The sequence below is a fragment of the Enterococcus sp. CR-Ec1 genome (assembly GCF_002850555.1).
GTDB lineage: Bacteria > Bacillota > Bacilli > Lactobacillales > Enterococcaceae > Enterococcus_D > Enterococcus_D entomosocium.
The window spans coordinates 2,970,760-2,986,121 of record NZ_CP025223.1 but is presented as its reverse complement, the minus strand read 5'-3'; the positions used below and the strand labels follow the sequence as shown (position 1 = coordinate 2,986,121).

At 43.4% G+C, this 15,362-nt stretch carries 21 protein-coding genes; 12 read left to right on the top strand and 9 right to left on the bottom strand.

The genetic code is table 11. From position 1 onward, the window contains the following. Positions 1-14 precede the first annotated feature (14 nt). Positions 15-464: a class Ib ribonucleoside-diphosphate reductase assembly flavoprotein NrdI gene (nrdI, locus tag CXM95_RS14260; RefSeq protein WP_005228511.1), complete on the bottom strand. Its 450-nt coding sequence runs from the start codon at positions 462-464 to the stop codon at positions 15-17. 135 nt (positions 465-599) lie between these two features. On the opposite strand from nrdI, the gene gloA2 reads away from it, so the two are divergent. Then, positions 600-977, top strand: coding sequence for an SMU1112c/YaeR family gloxylase I-like metalloprotein (gene gloA2 / locus CXM95_RS14255; RefSeq protein ID WP_005234127.1), 378 nt, complete (start codon positions 600-602; stop codon positions 975-977). A gap of 93 nt (positions 978-1,070) precedes the next feature. Continuing rightward, entirely contained in the window at positions 1,071-1,637 is a 567-nt protein-coding gene (locus tag CXM95_RS14250; RefSeq protein WP_101699305.1) for a GNAT family N-acetyltransferase, read from the top strand. Between the two features lie 4 nt (positions 1,638-1,641). Here the strand turns inward: CXM95_RS14250 and CXM95_RS14245 are convergent, their stop codons facing one another. Together CXM95_RS14245 and CXM95_RS14240 are read right to left on the bottom strand one after the other, a co-directional pair. Further along, complete coding sequence (locus tag CXM95_RS14245) at positions 1,642-2,163, bottom strand: LURP-one-related/scramblase family protein (protein ID WP_005228514.1); 522 nt, start codon at positions 2,161-2,163, stop codon at positions 1,642-1,644. A 39-nt stretch (positions 2,164-2,202) separates the two neighbouring features. Further along, on the bottom strand, positions 2,203-3,072 hold the full coding sequence (locus CXM95_RS14240; protein ID WP_086297929.1) for a Cof-type HAD-IIB family hydrolase: 870 nt from the start codon (positions 3,070-3,072) through the stop codon (positions 2,203-2,205). 132 nt (positions 3,073-3,204) lie between these two features. Between CXM95_RS14240 and CXM95_RS14235 the strand changes: the two genes are divergently transcribed. The 5 genes from CXM95_RS14235 to CXM95_RS14215 all read left to right on the top strand — a co-directional run bounded on the left by CXM95_RS14235 (position 3,205) and on the right by CXM95_RS14215 (position 6,757). Beyond that, the gene (locus CXM95_RS14235; protein WP_005234138.1) at positions 3,205-3,894 is read left to right on the top strand and encodes a uracil-DNA glycosylase; all 690 of its coding nucleotides are present in this window, start codon (positions 3,205-3,207) and stop codon (positions 3,892-3,894) included. Between the two features lie 141 nt (positions 3,895-4,035). Next, positions 4,036-5,019 carry a phosphate acetyltransferase gene (pta, locus tag CXM95_RS14230; protein ID WP_008380699.1) on the top strand — a complete coding sequence of 328 codons (984 nt, stop codon included), beginning with the start codon at positions 4,036-4,038 and terminating at the stop codon, positions 5,017-5,019. A 215-nt stretch (positions 5,020-5,234) separates the two neighbouring features. Then, entirely contained in the window at positions 5,235-5,708 is a 474-nt protein-coding gene (gene tsaE / locus CXM95_RS14225) for a tRNA (adenosine(37)-N6)-threonylcarbamoyltransferase complex ATPase subunit type 1 TsaE (protein ID WP_101699304.1), read from the top strand. Next, on the top strand, positions 5,701-6,225 hold the full coding sequence (locus CXM95_RS14220) for a GNAT family N-acetyltransferase (RefSeq protein ID WP_008380704.1): 525 nt from the start codon (positions 5,701-5,703) through the stop codon (positions 6,223-6,225). The genes tsaE and CXM95_RS14220 overlap by 8 nt, the downstream gene beginning before the upstream one ends. A 16-nt stretch (positions 6,226-6,241) precedes the next feature. Then, positions 6,242-6,757, top strand: coding sequence for a GNAT family N-acetyltransferase (locus tag CXM95_RS14215; protein WP_101699303.1), 516 nt, complete (start codon positions 6,242-6,244; stop codon positions 6,755-6,757). Between the two features lie 75 nt (positions 6,758-6,832). Here CXM95_RS14215 and CXM95_RS14210 read toward each other — a convergent pair whose 3' ends face one another. Next, positions 6,833-7,366 (bottom strand): 3'-5' exonuclease, encoded by a 534-nt coding sequence (locus CXM95_RS14210; RefSeq protein WP_010749886.1) that lies wholly within the window; start codon positions 7,364-7,366, stop codon positions 6,833-6,835. A gap of 84 nt (positions 7,367-7,450) precedes the next feature. Then, positions 7,451-8,203 carry an exodeoxyribonuclease III gene (locus CXM95_RS14205; protein WP_101699302.1) on the bottom strand — a complete coding sequence of 251 codons (753 nt, stop codon included), beginning with the start codon at positions 8,201-8,203 and terminating at the stop codon, positions 7,451-7,453. A 214-nt stretch (positions 8,204-8,417) separates the two neighbouring features. Here CXM95_RS14205 and CXM95_RS14200 point away from each other — a divergent pair, with 214 nt between their 5' ends. From CXM95_RS14200 to CXM95_RS14185, 4 genes are all read left to right on the top strand, one after another. Beyond that, positions 8,418-8,693 (top strand): AbrB/MazE/SpoVT family DNA-binding domain-containing protein, encoded by a 276-nt coding sequence (locus CXM95_RS14200; protein WP_005234145.1) that lies wholly within the window; start codon positions 8,418-8,420, stop codon positions 8,691-8,693. Then, positions 8,687-9,037 carry a type II toxin-antitoxin system PemK/MazF family toxin gene (locus CXM95_RS14195; RefSeq protein WP_005234146.1) on the top strand — a complete coding sequence of 117 codons (351 nt, stop codon included), beginning with the start codon at positions 8,687-8,689 and terminating at the stop codon, positions 9,035-9,037. Before CXM95_RS14200 ends, CXM95_RS14195 begins: the two co-directional genes overlap by 7 nt. 138 nt (positions 9,038-9,175) lie before the next feature. Beyond that, a complete protein-coding gene (gene murB, locus CXM95_RS14190; RefSeq protein WP_375137363.1) occupies positions 9,176-10,060 on the top strand; it encodes a UDP-N-acetylmuramate dehydrogenase in 885 nt (294 codons plus the stop codon). A gap of 116 nt (positions 10,061-10,176) precedes the next feature. Then, positions 10,177-11,394 (top strand): hypothetical protein, encoded by a 1,218-nt coding sequence (locus tag CXM95_RS14185; RefSeq protein ID WP_101699301.1) that lies wholly within the window; start codon positions 10,177-10,179, stop codon positions 11,392-11,394. A gap of 65 nt (positions 11,395-11,459) precedes the next feature. On the opposite strand, the gene CXM95_RS14180 is transcribed toward CXM95_RS14185, so the two are convergent. The 4 genes from CXM95_RS14180 to CXM95_RS14165 are packed head-to-tail and all read right to left on the bottom strand — an operon-like array spanning position 11,460 to position 14,431. Then, positions 11,460-12,104, bottom strand: a complete 645-nt coding sequence (locus CXM95_RS14180) for an ECF transporter S component (protein ID WP_005228527.1) — start codon at positions 12,102-12,104, stop codon at positions 11,460-11,462. A 2-nt stretch (positions 12,105-12,106) separates the two neighbouring features. Then, positions 12,107-12,664: a phosphopantothenoylcysteine decarboxylase gene (coaC, locus tag CXM95_RS14175; RefSeq protein WP_008380717.1), complete on the bottom strand. Its 558-nt coding sequence runs from the start codon at positions 12,662-12,664 to the stop codon at positions 12,107-12,109. Between the two features lie 31 nt (positions 12,665-12,695). Next, positions 12,696-13,445 carry a phosphopantothenate--cysteine ligase gene (coaB, locus tag CXM95_RS14170; protein ID WP_087664694.1) on the bottom strand — a complete coding sequence of 250 codons (750 nt, stop codon included), beginning with the start codon at positions 13,443-13,445 and terminating at the stop codon, positions 12,696-12,698. Then, positions 13,442-14,431, bottom strand: coding sequence for an acrylyl-CoA reductase family protein (locus CXM95_RS14165; protein ID WP_101699300.1), 990 nt, complete (start codon positions 14,429-14,431; stop codon positions 13,442-13,444). The genes coaB and CXM95_RS14165 overlap by 4 nt, the downstream gene beginning before the upstream one ends. 386 nt (positions 14,432-14,817) lie before the next feature. On the opposite strand from CXM95_RS14165, the gene CXM95_RS14160 reads away from it, so the two are divergent. Continuing rightward, a complete protein-coding gene (locus tag CXM95_RS14160) occupies positions 14,818-15,360 on the top strand; it encodes a helix-turn-helix domain-containing protein (protein ID WP_008380724.1) in 543 nt (180 codons plus the stop codon). Positions 15,361-15,362 lie beyond the last annotated feature (2 nt).

The following is a 15,362-nucleotide window of genomic DNA, read 5'->3' as shown; positions in this document are numbered from 1 at the left end:
AATGCTGGCTAAAGCTAAGTGTTGCTGTGGGCAGGATCGATTTCTTTTAAACAAGCATAGATCCGTTCAATATCTTGGGTCGTGCCTCGCAGCTCGAAATCCGCTAAGAACGGAATCGAAAATTGTTCCGCATATTGCTTTGCGGTCAAGCAATATTGATAATTAAAGTTTTTGTTGCCGCTGCCGATCACGCCTAAGCAAAGAGCGGCGTTGTTTTCATAGTCAATGTATTCCCGCATGGTTTCTGTAAGGATCTCCTGATCGCCGTTATCGACGCCGTTTCCACCTTCTAAATAGGTAGGGACAAAAACCACATAAGGTTCGTCTTCTTGTTCAAAGACACTATTGTCATGAATTTCTTTGGCTTCCCAAGTGCTCGGTGTGTCTTGCTGATCTGCATAGGCCAACAAGCGGTTGACGAATGCACGGGTATTTCCAGAGATTGAAATATAAAGTAGTTTCATTTTTTCATCACCTTCCGCTTTCTAGTATAACAGAAACCATTTATGAAAAGAGGAGAACTTCGGCAGTCTTTTCTAGTAAAATGCAGCCAAAGGCTTTAAACTGAGAGAGGAGTCCAATACAAAGGAGTGGCAATAATGTTTTCAAAAATGCATCATGTGGCGATCATCGCTAGTAATTACCAACAGACCAAAGAGTTTTATGTAGAAAAATTAGGCTTTGAAGTGATTCGTGAACATGCGCGTCCAGAAAAGAAAGATGTAAAAATCGACTTGCGCTTTGGGGAATCAGAAATAGAACTGTTTGTGGTGGAAAACCCACCAGCAAGACCAAGTTTTCCCGAAGCAGCTGGCTTGCGACATTTGGCCTTTGCGGTGGAAAATATTGAAGCAGTCGTAGCGGAGTTAGCCACTAAAGGGATTGTGTGCGAACCGATTCGTTTTGATACCTTCACCAATAAGAAGATGACCTTTTTCCAAGATCCAGACGGCTTGCCGTTGGAATTACATGAATAAACAAGGAAGACTTTGTGTTGATCCTTTGTCGATTCAACTTGGTTTTTCTTGAGAGAATTGTTATTCTATGTATAGAAGCAAGGAGGAAAAAACGTGATAAGATTTGCAAAAGAAGAAGATCGTTTTGTCATGGCTGAACTCGTTTTAGTCATTTTAAAGGACATGGAATTGCCGTTTGTCAAAGAGATCGGAGAAGCCAAGACCTTAGAGATCTTGGCAGATGCCATGCTAGAACCCGATTATCGTTACGGCTTTCGCCGTGCGCTAGTCAATGAGATCGAAGGAGAAGTTGCTGGCGTCGCCTTTGGATACCCAGACAAAGAAGAGGCGACGATCGATCAGCCTCTAGATAAAGTGCTGGAACAGTACGGTTTGAGTAAAGACATGAAGCTGTTTATCGATGAAGAGACTTTACCAAATGAATGGTACTTAGATACCATCTGTGTGGCTGAGAAATTTCGGGGCAAAGGCGTCGGCTCAGCCTTGTTAGAAGCATTGCCGAAAATTGCTTCTAGAGATGGTTATGAGGTGATCGGCTTGAGTGTTGACCGAGCAAATCCCCATGCGAAGCGGCTCTATGAAAAGCACGGATTTGAAGTCGTGGCCCAAAGAGAGATCAGTGGCCATCTTTACGACCATATGCAAAAAAGAACCAGCTGATTTTTCAGCTGGTTCCATTTGTTAGTCGAAGCTCAAGAGGATGGTCTTTTTTGCGGTGCCGATTGTACAGCCAGTAATCCATGACGGCCGCAATACAGATGCAGACCGGCGCATCCCGGTCATCGACAACATCCAGTACATAATAATCCCCCGTCAACAAGGTCGCTTTGTCCATCTCCATAATCTTTTTATTGAAATGATGGATCCCATAGCGATGATTATAGATATCGCCGTGGACCGCCCAGTGAAGCTGCTGGATATAGTAGAAATCACCTGGCCAGTTAAAGATTTTTTGCAGTGTACCGACTTTCTCAAAGTCTTTGTAGATCTCAAAGCGTGTACCAAAAGTAAAGCTGATTTGTTTGATACTAGCGACCATTTGCCCATTTAAACGGTAAAGGGAGAGGGCATCGCCCTTGGTTCCCCAACGTCCCACCATCAAAAATAGTGATTTGCCTGTTTCATCTTTGACAATGGTTCGTGTGACTCTGCTAAGTTGCCTATCTTGGATGAAAAATTCTGACATACTTACGCCTCCTCATGTATCCCCAAAAAGCTGCGTGGTTTAAAGATTTTCATCAATTGCCCGAACGATTGCTTTGCCGACACCAGCCTCAATATTGGTGTCCGTCAAATACTTCGCGACTTCTTTTACCTCTAACTCGCCATTTCCCATTGCAAAACTAACGCCTGCCAGTTGCAGCATACTTACATCATTTAAGTTGTCACCGATCGTCATCACTTCCGCCAGTGAGATCATCCGATCTTTGGCGACATGTGCCACTGCGATTCCTTTTTGCGCGTTTCGGTGGTTGATCTCAATATTGTTTTGTCCAGAAGAAGTCACCACTAAATCGCCGTACCCATCGATGATTTTCGTGATAGGACCCAATACCCGCGCACCATCTTGATGGAAGCAGATCACTTTCAAAAATTCTAATTCTTCGATCGAAAACAACTCACTGAAATCATCGACATAATTGATCGGTAAAAATTCTAAACGGGCAGCTGTCATAGCAATCGCCATCTTATGAGTGAGATGGGGCATTGCTTCTGCCGTATGGATCGCAAAATTTTCGATCCGACGTGTCTGACTTTCCGAATAGATCCCATTGCTCGTTGAGATCTCAAAATAGATGTCGTTTTCTTTTAGTAGGTCGATCAACGAACGAGTTTGTTCATGGCTGATCGGCACAGTAAATAATGAATTACCCGCTTCGTCATAGACTTGGGCCCCATTCAAGGTGATCATTGCACAGTCGATCCCGGCTTCTTGCAGCGGCGGCAATGCCTCTTTACGGTTACGGCCAGTTGCGACCATAAATTCGATTCCTTTGGATTGGGCATATTTGATTGCTTGGATATTTTCTTCTGAAATCTGCATACTGGCATTTAAAAGCGTACCATCCATATCAGAAGCAATTAATTTGATCATTGTCAGCGTCCTTTCTTAATCGTTTCTACAAATAGTGTACCATAAATCACGGATTTTTTTTCTTTCGAAGAGTAATTCTTGTTTCTAAGGGGAGGGATTTGTTATCCTAGAAGAAAACAAAGGAGATTCGCCATGAAACGACTATTGGACAATGATTGGCAAGAACAATTGCAGGAATCATTTGAGCAACCCTATTACCAACAACTACGGGCTTTCTTGAAACAAGAATATGCCCAGCAAAAGATCCATCCAGCGATGGATCATATTTATGAAGCACTTAAACTGACACCATACCATGACGTAAAAGTTGTCATCTTAGGTCAAGATCCTTATCATGGCCCTCACCAAGCCCACGGACTGTCGTTTTCCGTGCAGCCGGGGGTCAAAATACCGCCTTCCTTACGCAATATTTACAAGGAATTAGCCGATGACTTAGGGATTGCACCTGTGTCCCATGGCTATCTTGTGCCATGGGCGCAGCAAGGGGTCTTATTGTTGAATACCGTATTGACGGTACGTGAGGGACAAGCCTATTCACATCACGGGCATGGCTGGGAGCAGCTGACAGATACGATTATCGAAAAATTGAATCAACGAGAAAAACCGGTCATTTTTGTGCTTTGGGGCAAACCCGCTCAAAAGAAAGCCGCTTTACTAGATACCAGCAAACATATTATTATAACAGCGCCTCATCCAAGTCCGTTGTCGGCACATCGAGGATTCTTTGGTTCAAAGCCTTTTTCTAAGATCAATCAAGCGTTGCTTGCATTAGGGGAAGAACCGATTTCTTGGGCGTTACCGGAAAAAATAACACAGTTGTAAAACTGTGTTATTTAGAACTGGTGTTTTTGTGAAAAAGGTAACGATATTTAAAATAATCGACTAATACAGGATTTTTATCTGTTCTTTTTTTCGCAGTTATTGTACAATGGAAGGGTATAAAAAAACTGGAGGTCTTTACCCGTGGAATTATTCGAAAGTTTAAAATTTAAAATCGTGCGTCGTCATATCAAAATCGTTTTTCCAGAAGCAACAGATCCTCGTATCTTAGGTGCTGCTAGCCGTCTACGTTCAGAAGAATTGATTGAACCCGTTTTGATCGGTAACCCGGTTGAAATCGAAAAAGCAGCAGAAGCTCGCGGAATCAACGTATCAAACTTTGAAATTTTAGATCCTGAAAATTATGATCGTTGGGATGAAATGGTTGAAGCTTTTGTGGAACGCCGCAACGGCAAAGCAACGAAAGAACAAGCAGAAGAAATCTTAAAAGATGTCAACTATTTCGGTACAATGTTGACTTACATGGGCATTACTGAAGGAATGGTTTCCGGAGCGATCCATTCTACGGGTGATACAGTAAGACCCGCTTTACAAATCATCAAAACAAAACCAGGTGTGAGCCGTACAAGTGGTGCTTTCTTAATGGTTCGTGGTCGTGACCAAGAAAAATACTTGTTCTCAGACTGTGCCATCAATGTAAACCCAAATGCACAAGAACTAGCAGAAATCGCTGTTGACTCAGCGAAAACCGCTGAATTATTTGAAATCGATCCAAAAGTTGCTATGTTAAGCTTCTCAACGAAAGGTTCTGCGAAAGCACCGGAAGTAGATAAAGTCGTTGAAGCAACAAAAATCGCCAAAGAATTGGCACCAGAATATCAAATCGATGGAGAATTGCAATTCGATGCTGCGTATATCTCAGCAGTTGCGCAATTGAAAGCTCCTGAATCTGAAGTAGCAGGTAAAGCAACCGTCTTTGTTTTCCCCGATTTACAATCAGGAAACATTGGCTACAAGATCGCCCAACGTTTCGGTAACTTTGAAGCGATTGGACCAATCTTACAAGGGTTGAACAAACCAATCTCTGATTTGTCCCGTGGTTCAAATGAAGAAGATGTCTACAAATTATCAATCATTACTGCGGCACAAACATTAATGGAAAAATAAGCAGCCAATCGCTGCACTTATGAAAAACTGATCCCTTGAGGGTCAGTTTTTTGTTTTGCTTTTGGAAAGTTGAGGGCAGCAAAGCAGGGGGCGTCCGTATGAATCAACGATCCAGTGGTCGTCGGGAAATTTTCCTTAAGCTCCTTCTTTACAATTCCTTGAAAAACAAGCTATACTAGCAACTAGTAAATTAGATTGATCAAAGGATGGGGACTATGTTTACCATTAACGACTTAGAAGCAACCGCAGCATTTGCAAAAATCATTGGAGAAGTAGCCGAGCCAGGGGATAATCTGGTATTGACGGGCGACTTGGGTGCTGGCAAAACAACATTGACGAAAGGCATCGCCTTGGGGTTAGGGATCGAGCAACTGATCAAAAGTCCGACCTATACGATCATTCGTGAATATACCAATGGGCGGCTACCCCTGTACCATATGGATGTCTATCGGGTGGAATACGGTGCAGAAGATTTAGGACTGGATGATTATTTCGAAGGAGATGGCTTGTGTGTGATCGAGTGGGGCAACCTCTTAGAAGCCTCCCTGCCAGAGGATTATTTAGAACTGATTTTGGAAAAAGATGATACAGATGAACAAAAACGTCTTGTGAAATGTCATGCATATGGCTCCAAAGCAACCGCCTTTTTGCAACGGATCACAACCAAATGGCAGGCAGCCCATGAGTGAGATCCAATTACAGATCAAAGAAGCCACGGGTGCTGATGCGAAAGCCGTGTTAGCAGTCAGTCAACAGCTAGGAGAAGAAACGGATTTTCTCTTAATGGACGAAAGCGGCTTGGCGTTGCCAGAAGCCCTATTGGCAGAACAGTTGGATGCTATCTATGAACGGGAGGACTATTTGCTGTTGTTGGCATTTGATCAAGAACAATTGATCGCCATGGCATCAGTCAAAGGCAACGAAGAGTGGCAATTAGCCCATGTCGGGGAGATCGGTATCTCGATTTTAAAAGACTATTGGGGCTTGGGTTTAGGTTCGCTCCTGATTGAAGAATTACTGGACTGGGTAGTAGAAGTTGGCGAATTGACCCGCATCGAGTTGACCGTCCAAGCGAGAAATCTACGAGCGATCCATCTGTATCAAAAATTTGGTTTTTTAACAGAAGGCTGCATGAAAGAAGCAGTGCAAACCCGCGAGGGGCAAAAAGTTGACGTCTTGATGATGGCACGTCTTTTTGAATCATAAAAAAGGAGTGAAGGAAATGGAGTTTCGGGAACCGACGATCGCAGACTGCGATCAAATCGAAGCGTATCGGCAAGCGTTTGAGAAGAATCAAGAAGTCATCCACGGTGGGGCAGGACTTGTAGAAAGTCCGACAGCCAAAGACTGGCTAGAGGGATTGGCGGATTTTAAAACAGCAGAAACGGTACCAGAAGGATTCGTCCCCGCCCGTACCTATCTGGCTATCCAAGATCAAAAAGTGGTCGGTCTCTTGAATCTGCGTCTGACACTTAATGCGTATTTGCGCCAAATTGGCGGACACATCGGGTATTCGGTGCACCCAGACCATCGAAAGCAAGGCATCGGCTCGGCAATGCTGGCACAGTCATTGGTAAAGGCCAAACAATTTGGCTTGAACAACGTGTTAGTAACCTGTGAAGAAGCCAATCGCGCCTCCGCCAAAGTCATTGAAAACAACGGAGGTAAATTGACAGAAAAAGCCATTGATCCTGAAGATGGCGCTGTAATCTGTCATTATTGGATCGACCTGACCTGAAATGAATGCTTCCTTAAATGAAAACGTGCGTCCTAAAGTCAGCATTGCGCTAGACTTTAGGACGCACGTTCTTATTTATTTGACTAAAACCAATTTTTTTAATGGATCGATGCCAAATTCTTCTTCTTGACGCAATAAGATTTGGGCACATGCCCGGCTATCTTCCAAGGCATCATGGTGGTTTAGTAAAGGAATCTGCAATTGCTCACAAACCGTATTTAATTTGTGGTTCGTAAATTCTGGATACAGTTTGCGGCTTGTTCGTACCGTGCACAAGGAAAGATAGTTTGGTTGTGACAACCCATAATAGTCAAGACACCCCGCCAAAACGCCGGTATCAAAACCAGCATTATGCGCAACGATCAGACTGTTTAATTGATAATATTGTTGGATTTGTTTCCATACGTCAGGAAACTTAGGCGCTTCTTGCACATCTTCTGGACGGATGCCATGAATTTGAATGTTTTTCCAAAAAAATTCCGTTTCCGGTTGGATCAATGTGTAATATTCGCCCACGATTTTGCTGTCTTGTACCATGACTAGTGCAAGGGAACAGGCACTATGCTTTTGATAATTTGCTGTTTCAAAGTCCATTGCGATAAAATTCATCAGACTCACCTCATTGCCATTCTAGCACAAAATCAAAGAATGAAAAGCGAACAAACGTTAAGAAAAACTGAAGTTTTCCTACGGTTAGTTGAGATCCAGTTCCACCGGACAATGGTCACTGCCGATGATATCTGTATGGATCTTGGCGTCTAGCAAGCGCTCATTTAAGTCATCCGAAACGACAAAGTAATCGATGCGCCAGCCGGCATTGTTTTTGCGAGCGTTGAAACGGTAGCTCCACCAAGAATAAATGCCTTCTGCATCTGGATAGAAATAACGGAACGTATCGGTAAAGCCAGCAGCCAAAAGAGTTGAAAACTTTTCCCGTTCTTCAGGTGTAAACCCAGCACTTTTTTGATTGGTTTTCCAGTTTTTGATATCGATATTTTTATGGGCAACATTCAAATCACCACAGAGAATCACTGGCTTTTGTTGTTTCAATTCAGTCAAGTAAGCCAAAAAGGCATCTTCCCAAGTCATGCGATAATCCAAGCGGCACAATTCATTTTGGGAATTCGGTGTGTAGCAAGTAATCAAGAAAAATTCAGGATACTCCAGCGTGATGACGCGACCTTCCGTATCATGTTCTTCGATTCCTAATCCATAACGGACGGATAGTGCAGGTTCTTTTGCGAAAATCGCCGTGCCAGAATAGCCTTTCTTCTCCGCATAATTCCAGTATTGATGATAGCCTGGTAAATCCAATTCGATCTGACCTTCTTGCAGCTTTGTTTCTTGTAAACAAAAGAAATCAGCATCGAGGGCTTCAAACACTTCAGAAAAATTTTTTTTAACGATGGCCCGTAAACCATTCACATTCCAAGAAATAAATTTCATTAAGACTCCTCCTTATTTTCCACTACGCCTCCCATTTTACCTAAAAAAGCCAGAAGCGCAAAGCAAGTGAGCGGAATAAGGAAAACAAGGAGGAAGAATGAGGATTAAATTTGGATGCTAGAGAAAATTCGTTTGTGGTACGAAAAAGGATTAATAAATCCTTACTTTTCCTTACGTTCTATGTTACAATCATTTTGAAAAGGGGGCAGTTCACATGACGATCAAAGCGCAAGTTTCAGCGAAAATGACTTCGAAAAATCAAATAACTATTCCAAAAAGTGTGCGGCAAAAGTTAGGCTTAAAAGAGAATCAGCGAGTAATTTTTGAATTTACTCCAGAAGGCGAGATCAAGGTAACAGGCGAAAAAGCAGCACCTTCCTTTGAAGATTTTTGGAAACAAGAATTAGCGATCGTAGAAGAAACGGGGAAATTTGATACAGGTGAGATGTTTTTTGGAGAAGATTTAGGTGAGGAGAATATTGAATGGTAAGACAAGGAGATATTCTTTTTATTGACTTAAATCCCACCAAAGGAAATGAAATGGCAAAAAAAAGACTGTGTGTGGTGGTTAGTAATGATTATTATAACAAGAGTTTCAATACCGTCTTAGTGATGCCAATCAGTAGCTCAAAAAAATATGTAGAAGAAAAATTCGCTCGATCGAATGCGTTTCAAACAGTTACCGAAACACAAAAGAGTAAAGTTCAAGGGACGATTCTTTGTCAGCATATTCGCAGTGTGGACCTCTTGCATCGCAGCAACTTAGAAGTAGTCGATAAAGTCACTACGGAGATGAAAGAACGATTATCTGAAATAACAAAACACTTTTTTTGAAGTTTACTCTTTATTAATCAGGTCATTCGATTATTAAGCTTTTCTTTGATTCACCAGAGGTAGCAACTTTTCCTTGAACATGCTAAAATAAGTGAGATGTTTATTGTGAAAGGAAACCTTCTCGTGAATAAAGACTTGATGATTGCGCAATTCCCTGAAATTGCCTTATTAAAAGATGAACCCTTATTGAACTATACGTATACAAAAACTGGTGGACCGGCAGACATTTTGGCTTTTCCCAAAACAGCAGAAGAGGCTAAACAGCTGCTTGATTATTGCCGAGAACAAGCGATTCCTTGGATCGTCTTAGGAAACGCCAGCAACTTGATCGTCCGTGATGGTGGTATTCGTGGCGTGGTGATCATGCTGTCGGAAATGAACCAAATCGTTGTAGACGGCACTTCTTTGATCGTCGATGCTGGAGCAAAGTTGATCGATACGACCTATGTCGCTTTGCATGAATCCTTGACTGGTTTTGAATTTGCCTGCGGGATTCCCGGCAGTGTCGGCGGTGCCGTCTTTATGAATGCAGGCGCCTATGATGGCGAGATCCAAGATGTCTTTGCGTCCTGCGACGTTTTGCTGGCTGATGGTCAAATCGTGACATATACCAAGGAAGAAATGGAATTTGCTTATCGGCATAGCAAATTGCAAGAGCAAAAGATGATCATTTTGAGCAGTCGCTTTGATCTAGCAAAAGGCGATCAAGAGCAAATCAAAAAGCGAATGGATGAACTGACAGAATTGCGGCAATTGAAGCAACCGCTAGAATACCCCTCTTGTGGGAGTGTCTTCAAACGCCCAGTCGGTCATTTTACCGGCAAGCTGATCCAAGATGCAGGCTTACAAGGATTGAAATGGGGCGGTGCCCAAATTTCGGAAAAACATGCGGGCTTTATCGTGAATGTCGATCAAGCGACAGCCACGGATTACGTTGAACTGATCGCTCATATCCAACAAGTCATCAAAGAAACTTTTGATGTCACCTTAGAAACAGAAGTCCGAATCATCGGCGAAGAATAGATTAGCGAAAAGATTGTCCCGCGGGGCAATCTTTTTTTCATGAGAGCTAATAAAAAGAGCTTAGGATTGTAAGCTTTCGCAGTCTTCGGTACAATAAACGAAAAGGAGTGAGCAGGATGAAAAAGTGGGGACGCATCATTTTGTTTGTTGGGTTCGCCTTTCTTTTCGGTGGCTGTACGAAATTACCGCAAGAACAGTTTGCCGAACAGTTGACGAATCAGCAAGCAACGAATGCTGGTGAATTCCAAGCGACGATCGATACCTTTGAGATAGGCAACAGCAGCGAATACGGTCAAGAAGCCGATAGGTATGCCTCTATGTTGATGTCACAGTTAGTCGGCTCGTCATTTAAAGGGGACTTCGTCCAAGACAAGGAAACCAAAGCGATTTTACTCAATCTGGCAGTCGCTTATGGGGGGCAGGAGCTGCCGATCAAGCTGATCGTCGATCCTGAAAAACAAGAAGCGTATGTGTCAGCTGAAATCTATGAAACACTGCAAGGGTATATCAGCGCATTTGGTGATGACAGTTATGGAACAACACCAGACGCTGGGGAATATGAGGGCAAGTACCTGCGCATCGATCAAGAAACCTTAGATTCTTACTTTGAAGGAACTTTTGCAGAGGACGACGAGGAGACAACCGAAGCAGAAAAAGCGCCTGAAAACCTCTTTACCATGAACAGTCTTTTTCATAATGAGACGTTTGCAGACTATTTGAAAACCTTCGAACCGGATGCTTTCAAAAGAGATGGAGATACGATCAGCCATACGTTTACCAAAGAAGAATTGGCAGATTATGCAACCTATGCCCAAGAACACGGTGCCGATCAAAAGCAAGTCGCCGAATTAGAAACGATGCTGGAAGAAGTCGAGCAGTTTGACTTAGCTATGACCGTCAATACGAAAACAAATCAGCAGAAAATGGCTTTTCACTTCGTGCAAGCGGATGAGCTGCAAACGACTATCGGAGCTACGGTGACTTTTACAGGAAAGAAAAGTGATACTGCCGTTGCGATCCCCACAGCGGAAGAATTGATTGACCCAGAAGAATTGTTTTCTCCCTATGATTATGGCTGGGATGACAGCTATGACGATGGGTATGAGAATGATTATGATGATGAGTACTGGGATAGCTATGATGAAGCCGATGATTGGTCTTCTTATATGCTGACGGATGAGGAGTTCGAGGAACTGCTACTGCAAATCAAGCAAGAGCTGCCTTATTTGACCCAAGCAGATATCGATGATTATCTGACATTTTATGAAGAGTATTTGACCCAAGAGCAGTATCAAGAGCTTGTCGAAGCACTCCAGATGACACAAAGTTTATGAGTCACTCAAAAGGGAAGCGACCGCCTAAGTTAGCCAAAAAGCTAACTTTAGGCGGTCGCTATTTTTTAGATTCGATTTTTTTTGCGGTTCATGACTAAGCGCAAAAGAACGGTTCCAACTGCCATCGTGGCGATTCCCGCTACAATGGCTTCAGGCACGCCTTGGGCGAAGATCACACCCAAAATCGCTGCGTAAACAGCATTGCCGGCTTTTCCCACAACCTCCGCATATTCTTGCTGGAACAAGAAGTAGATTAAGTTCATTACCAGGATCGTATTCGTCAAACCTCCGGCAACACCAGCAATCAGTAGCGAAAGACTTTGCTGTTTGTTTTTCCAGATTTTTTGACAGCCTTTATAAACAAAATAAGGAACGACACCAATCAAAATACGGGGAATCAGCGCTACGAGGATCGCTTTCCAACTTCCTTGATCACTCCCATAAATCGGTACGAAAGGAGAGAAGACAAAAGAAAGAGGGGTGATGATCCACGTCGAACGTACCATACTGATGATCCCAAAGGCACCGCCTAAAAAGCCGCCGATCCGAGGGCCCAATACAATGGAAGCAATGATGACAGGAATGTGCATCGTTGTCGCATTGATTGGTCCTAAGGGAATAAATCCAAGAAAGGGTACCGATGCTAAAAGAATCAAGATTCCTAAAAAGAAAGCTGTTAAGACAAGTTCAAAAGTTGATATTTTTTTCATTGTTAGACACTCCGTACTTCCAAAGCAGTCAATGCTTTTTCGAGAATCGTTTCTGTTGCTGCTAATGCGCCTCTGCCGAAATCACCGCAAGCCAGTAACGCTTCACGGGGTTCAATCTCTTGAAAGCCGACTTCTTTCAAAATCCCCAAATTTCTTTGAACAATCGGGTTTTCGTACATGACGGTATTCATGGCTGGTGCAATCAAGCGGGGCACGGATAACGGCAACGCTAAGGCAACTGTTGAGATCAAATCATCGGCTAACCCATGCGCCAGCTTGCCAATACTGTTAGCACTGGCTGGGGCGAGCAAGAAAAGATCGGCTTGTTTGGCTAGTTCAATATGATTGATCCGATCTGGTTGGCGCTCTTGCATAACATCCACATGGATCGGGCGTTTGGATAATGACTGTAGAGTCAAAGGCGTAATAAATTGTGTGCTATTTTGAGTCATTAAGACATCCACTGCATAGCCCTTTTTGGTTAATTCATTGGTTAGGTCGGCTGCTTTGTATGCAGAGATACTGCCGCTGACGCCAAGCAGAACGTGTTTTTGTTTCATGTTTCTTTCTCCTTTTCTAAAAAACATCTAGCTAAGCACGCAGGTCATTGCGTAATGTGTCAACGATCAAGGTTGCGATCTCAGCTTTTGTGCGGCCAGTCCCGATTTGTCCTTCTTGTGTCAAAAGGTGTCCGACATGCTGGTTTCCAGAAATTTGCGTCAAGTCGTTGGCCAACACATAATCCGCTTGGCTAGCCAGCAGACTTTTTCGTGCGACCGCAAACAACTCGGCTTCCGCTACGTCTACTAATAATTTGAATCCGACTAATAAGGTTGTCGGCTGTAATGCTTTGATGGTTTGGATCACTTTCGGGGTTTTCTTCAACACTAAAAACAAATGATCAGTATTGGAAGAAACTTTGCCTGCCGTTGATTCAGATTGTGAGAGCACGTGTGCCATCAATGCCGGAGTGACCTGGTTGTCATAAGCTGGTAGGGCATCGTTGATTGCTTCATAAAACGCTGCTTCTGAAAAATGAGCAGCAGGGGTGAAATCACTGACTGCCATACTGTGGATCACAGCAGCATACGAATGGGTCGTCAATAAATCGGTCAACTGCGTCAATAAGTCCGTGGTCCCTTCAATGAAATGACAGGTAACGCGTGGATCGGTCGGCGGTTGTTTGGCAGTTTTCGTCGTAACGTAATCGATGGCCACCTCAGGGTATTGCAGCCATTCCTTGGCAATGGCTTGACCAAGTGAGCCCGTGGAATGATTCGTGATTGCACGGACATCATCGATTTTTTCGGAAGTACCGCCAGCCGTAATCAAAATTCTCATTGCGCTTGTGACACCTCAACGATCGTCCGTCCTTGGTGCGTACCAGCTAATAAAGCTGCCAATGTTTCTGGCAAGTCTTCCAAAGTGATGGCTTTCGTGTAAAGCTGATCGATCACATTCCACTCACCCGCTAATTTCTCCCATAATGCCGAGCGGATCTCATGGGAAACATTGACCGAATCGATCCCAATTACGCGAATCCCACGCAAAATAAAGGGTAAGACAGTCGTTTCGATTTTGATCCCACCAGCATTGCCGCATAAGAAGGCACCGCCCCCATAAGCGATTTGCGGAAGCACTGCCGCAAGCAATGGACCGCCAACAGTATCGATGACCGCTGCAAACGATTGTTTTGCTAATGGTTTGACCTTTTCGGGTACCACTTCATCCGGACGGACGATTTTCGCTGCGCCTAGGTCCAACAACCATTGCGCATCGGTTTTCCGAGATAGCGCCACTATATTTGTATAGCCCAGTTTTTTCAATAAAGCAATGCTGACACTGCCGACGCCACCGCTAGCACCTGTCACCAAAATAGCAGCGTCTTTTGCTAAGTGCAGCTGTTCTAATTCTTGCACCGCTAAAGCTGCTGTGAACCCAGCCGTGCCATAGGTCATACTGTCTTTTGCTGAAAAACCAGCAGAACGTTTCACGAGCCACTCGGCTGGGACCCGTTGAAATTGACTGTAACCGCCTGGGTGAGAAACCCCTAAGCCATAACCTGTCACTAAGACTTGGTCGCCTGGGGCAAAATCAGCAGACTGACTGTCCACGACTTCCCCTGCTAAATCGATTCCCGGCGTCATCGGATACGTGCGGATCACGCCGCCATTTTCTTTTGCTGCCAAGGCATCTTTGTAATTGACATCTGAGTAATCAACACGGACAAGCACATCGCCTGCTGGCAGCTCGTCAAGGGTTGCAGTTGTGAGTGAAGCAGTAAAATTTGGTTCATTCATGACACGAAAGGTAGAGAAATTCGTCATTTCAGACACTCCTTTGATGGTTTGTACTCATAATACCATAAGTTTTATTTTTTTAACCAGCGAAGCAAGAAAAGGTAGGTCTTCTTATCAAAAAATCAGCAAAAACAGATCATTATTAAATCTACCTTTTCTTCGTTAAAATAGAAGTTGTTCTTTTAAACCTTTGAAAAGCGAAAATGACGGGACCGCCACTCCTTTCCTTTATAATACAAGCGTTTAGCGTCACTCCTTTTTTTGATCAGAGAGAAAAGATTTCAAAAAAATGAAGAAAAAAGGCTTGTGTTTTTTGCAATTATTTGTATACTAGAAAAAGTGAAATTAAACATGAAGTTTACTTATAGCAAACTTTTTTATTTGAAGTTGTGTCAATCAAAGGGGGAATGAACATGGAGATTGGCGAGAAGCTGCGCAATTTGCGCGTTCAAAAGAATTTGACCCAAGAAGAATTAGGCGAGCGGACCGATTTGACGAAAGGCTATATCTCACAGTTGGAGCGTGATTTGAGTTCGCCTTCTATGGAAACTTTTTTTACGATCTTAGAAGTTTTAGGCGTGACACCAGAGGAATTTTTCCGAGAAGAAAATGCGCAGCATCAAGTGGTTTATCGCGAAGAAGACAGCACGCTTTATTATGATGAAGAAAATGGCTATGAATTGAAGTGGCTGATTCCCGATTCCAATGAAAAAGAAATGGAGCCAGTCTTGCTGACCTTTGATAAAGCGGGCGAATACAAGACCTTTGAACCATCGTTAGCAGAAACATTTATCTATGTCTTAGAGGGCAGTGTGGCGTTGTCGTTAGGAGAAACGCAGTACAAGGCTCGTAAAGGCCAATCGATTTATTATCAGGCGACTGAGCCGCATCAATTAAAAAATATTGCGGGCAAAAAAAGCCGTGTGCTTGTAGTCGTGACAGATTCTTATTTATAGTA

Excerpts from the sequence above, each read along its gene's own strand:
- nrdI (WP_005228511.1), bottom strand. The coding sequence starts at position 464 with ATGAAACTACTTTATATTTCAATCTCTGGAAATACCCGTGCATTCGTC.
- CXM95_RS14210 (WP_010749886.1), bottom strand. The coding sequence starts at position 7,366 with ATGAATTTTATCGCAATGGACTTTGAAACAGCAAATTATCAAAAGCAT.
- CXM95_RS14180 (WP_005228527.1), bottom strand. The coding sequence starts at position 12,104 with ATGAAAAAAATATCAACTTTTGAACTTGTCTTAACAGCTTTCTTTTTA.
- CXM95_RS14215 (WP_101699303.1), top strand. The coding sequence starts at position 6,242 with ATGGAGTTTCGGGAACCGACGATCGCAGACTGCGATCAAATCGAAGCG.
- CXM95_RS14200 (WP_005234145.1), top strand. The coding sequence starts at position 8,418 with ATGACGATCAAAGCGCAAGTTTCAGCGAAAATGACTTCGAAAAATCAA.
- CXM95_RS14235 (WP_005234138.1), top strand. The coding sequence starts at position 3,205 with ATGAAACGACTATTGGACAATGATTGGCAAGAACAATTGCAGGAATCA.
- CXM95_RS14185 (WP_101699301.1), top strand. The coding sequence starts at position 10,177 with ATGAAAAAGTGGGGACGCATCATTTTGTTTGTTGGGTTCGCCTTTCTT.
- CXM95_RS14195 (WP_005234146.1), top strand. The coding sequence starts at position 8,687 with ATGGTAAGACAAGGAGATATTCTTTTTATTGACTTAAATCCCACCAAA.
- gloA2 (WP_005234127.1), top strand. The coding sequence starts at position 600 with ATGTTTTCAAAAATGCATCATGTGGCGATCATCGCTAGTAATTACCAA.
- CXM95_RS14205 (WP_101699302.1), bottom strand. The coding sequence starts at position 8,203 with ATGAAATTTATTTCTTGGAATGTGAATGGTTTACGGGCCATCGTTAAA.
- murB (WP_375137363.1), top strand. The coding sequence starts at position 9,176 with ATGATTGCGCAATTCCCTGAAATTGCCTTATTAAAAGATGAACCCTTA.
- CXM95_RS14220 (WP_008380704.1), top strand. The coding sequence starts at position 5,701 with ATGAGTGAGATCCAATTACAGATCAAAGAAGCCACGGGTGCTGATGCG.
- CXM95_RS14160 (WP_008380724.1), top strand. The coding sequence starts at position 14,818 with ATGGAGATTGGCGAGAAGCTGCGCAATTTGCGCGTTCAAAAGAATTTG.
- CXM95_RS14245 (WP_005228514.1), bottom strand. The coding sequence starts at position 2,163 with ATGTCAGAATTTTTCATCCAAGATAGGCAACTTAGCAGAGTCACACGA.
- tsaE (WP_101699304.1), top strand. The coding sequence starts at position 5,235 with ATGTTTACCATTAACGACTTAGAAGCAACCGCAGCATTTGCAAAAATC.
- CXM95_RS14240 (WP_086297929.1), bottom strand. The coding sequence starts at position 3,072 with ATGATCAAATTAATTGCTTCTGATATGGATGGTACGCTTTTAAATGCC.
- coaC (WP_008380717.1), bottom strand. The coding sequence starts at position 12,664 with ATGAAACAAAAACACGTTCTGCTTGGCGTCAGCGGCAGTATCTCTGCA.
- CXM95_RS14165 (WP_101699300.1), bottom strand. The coding sequence starts at position 14,431 with ATGACGAATTTCTCTACCTTTCGTGTCATGAATGAACCAAATTTTACT.
- coaB (WP_087664694.1), bottom strand. The coding sequence starts at position 13,445 with ATGAGAATTTTGATTACGGCTGGCGGTACTTCCGAAAAAATCGATGAT.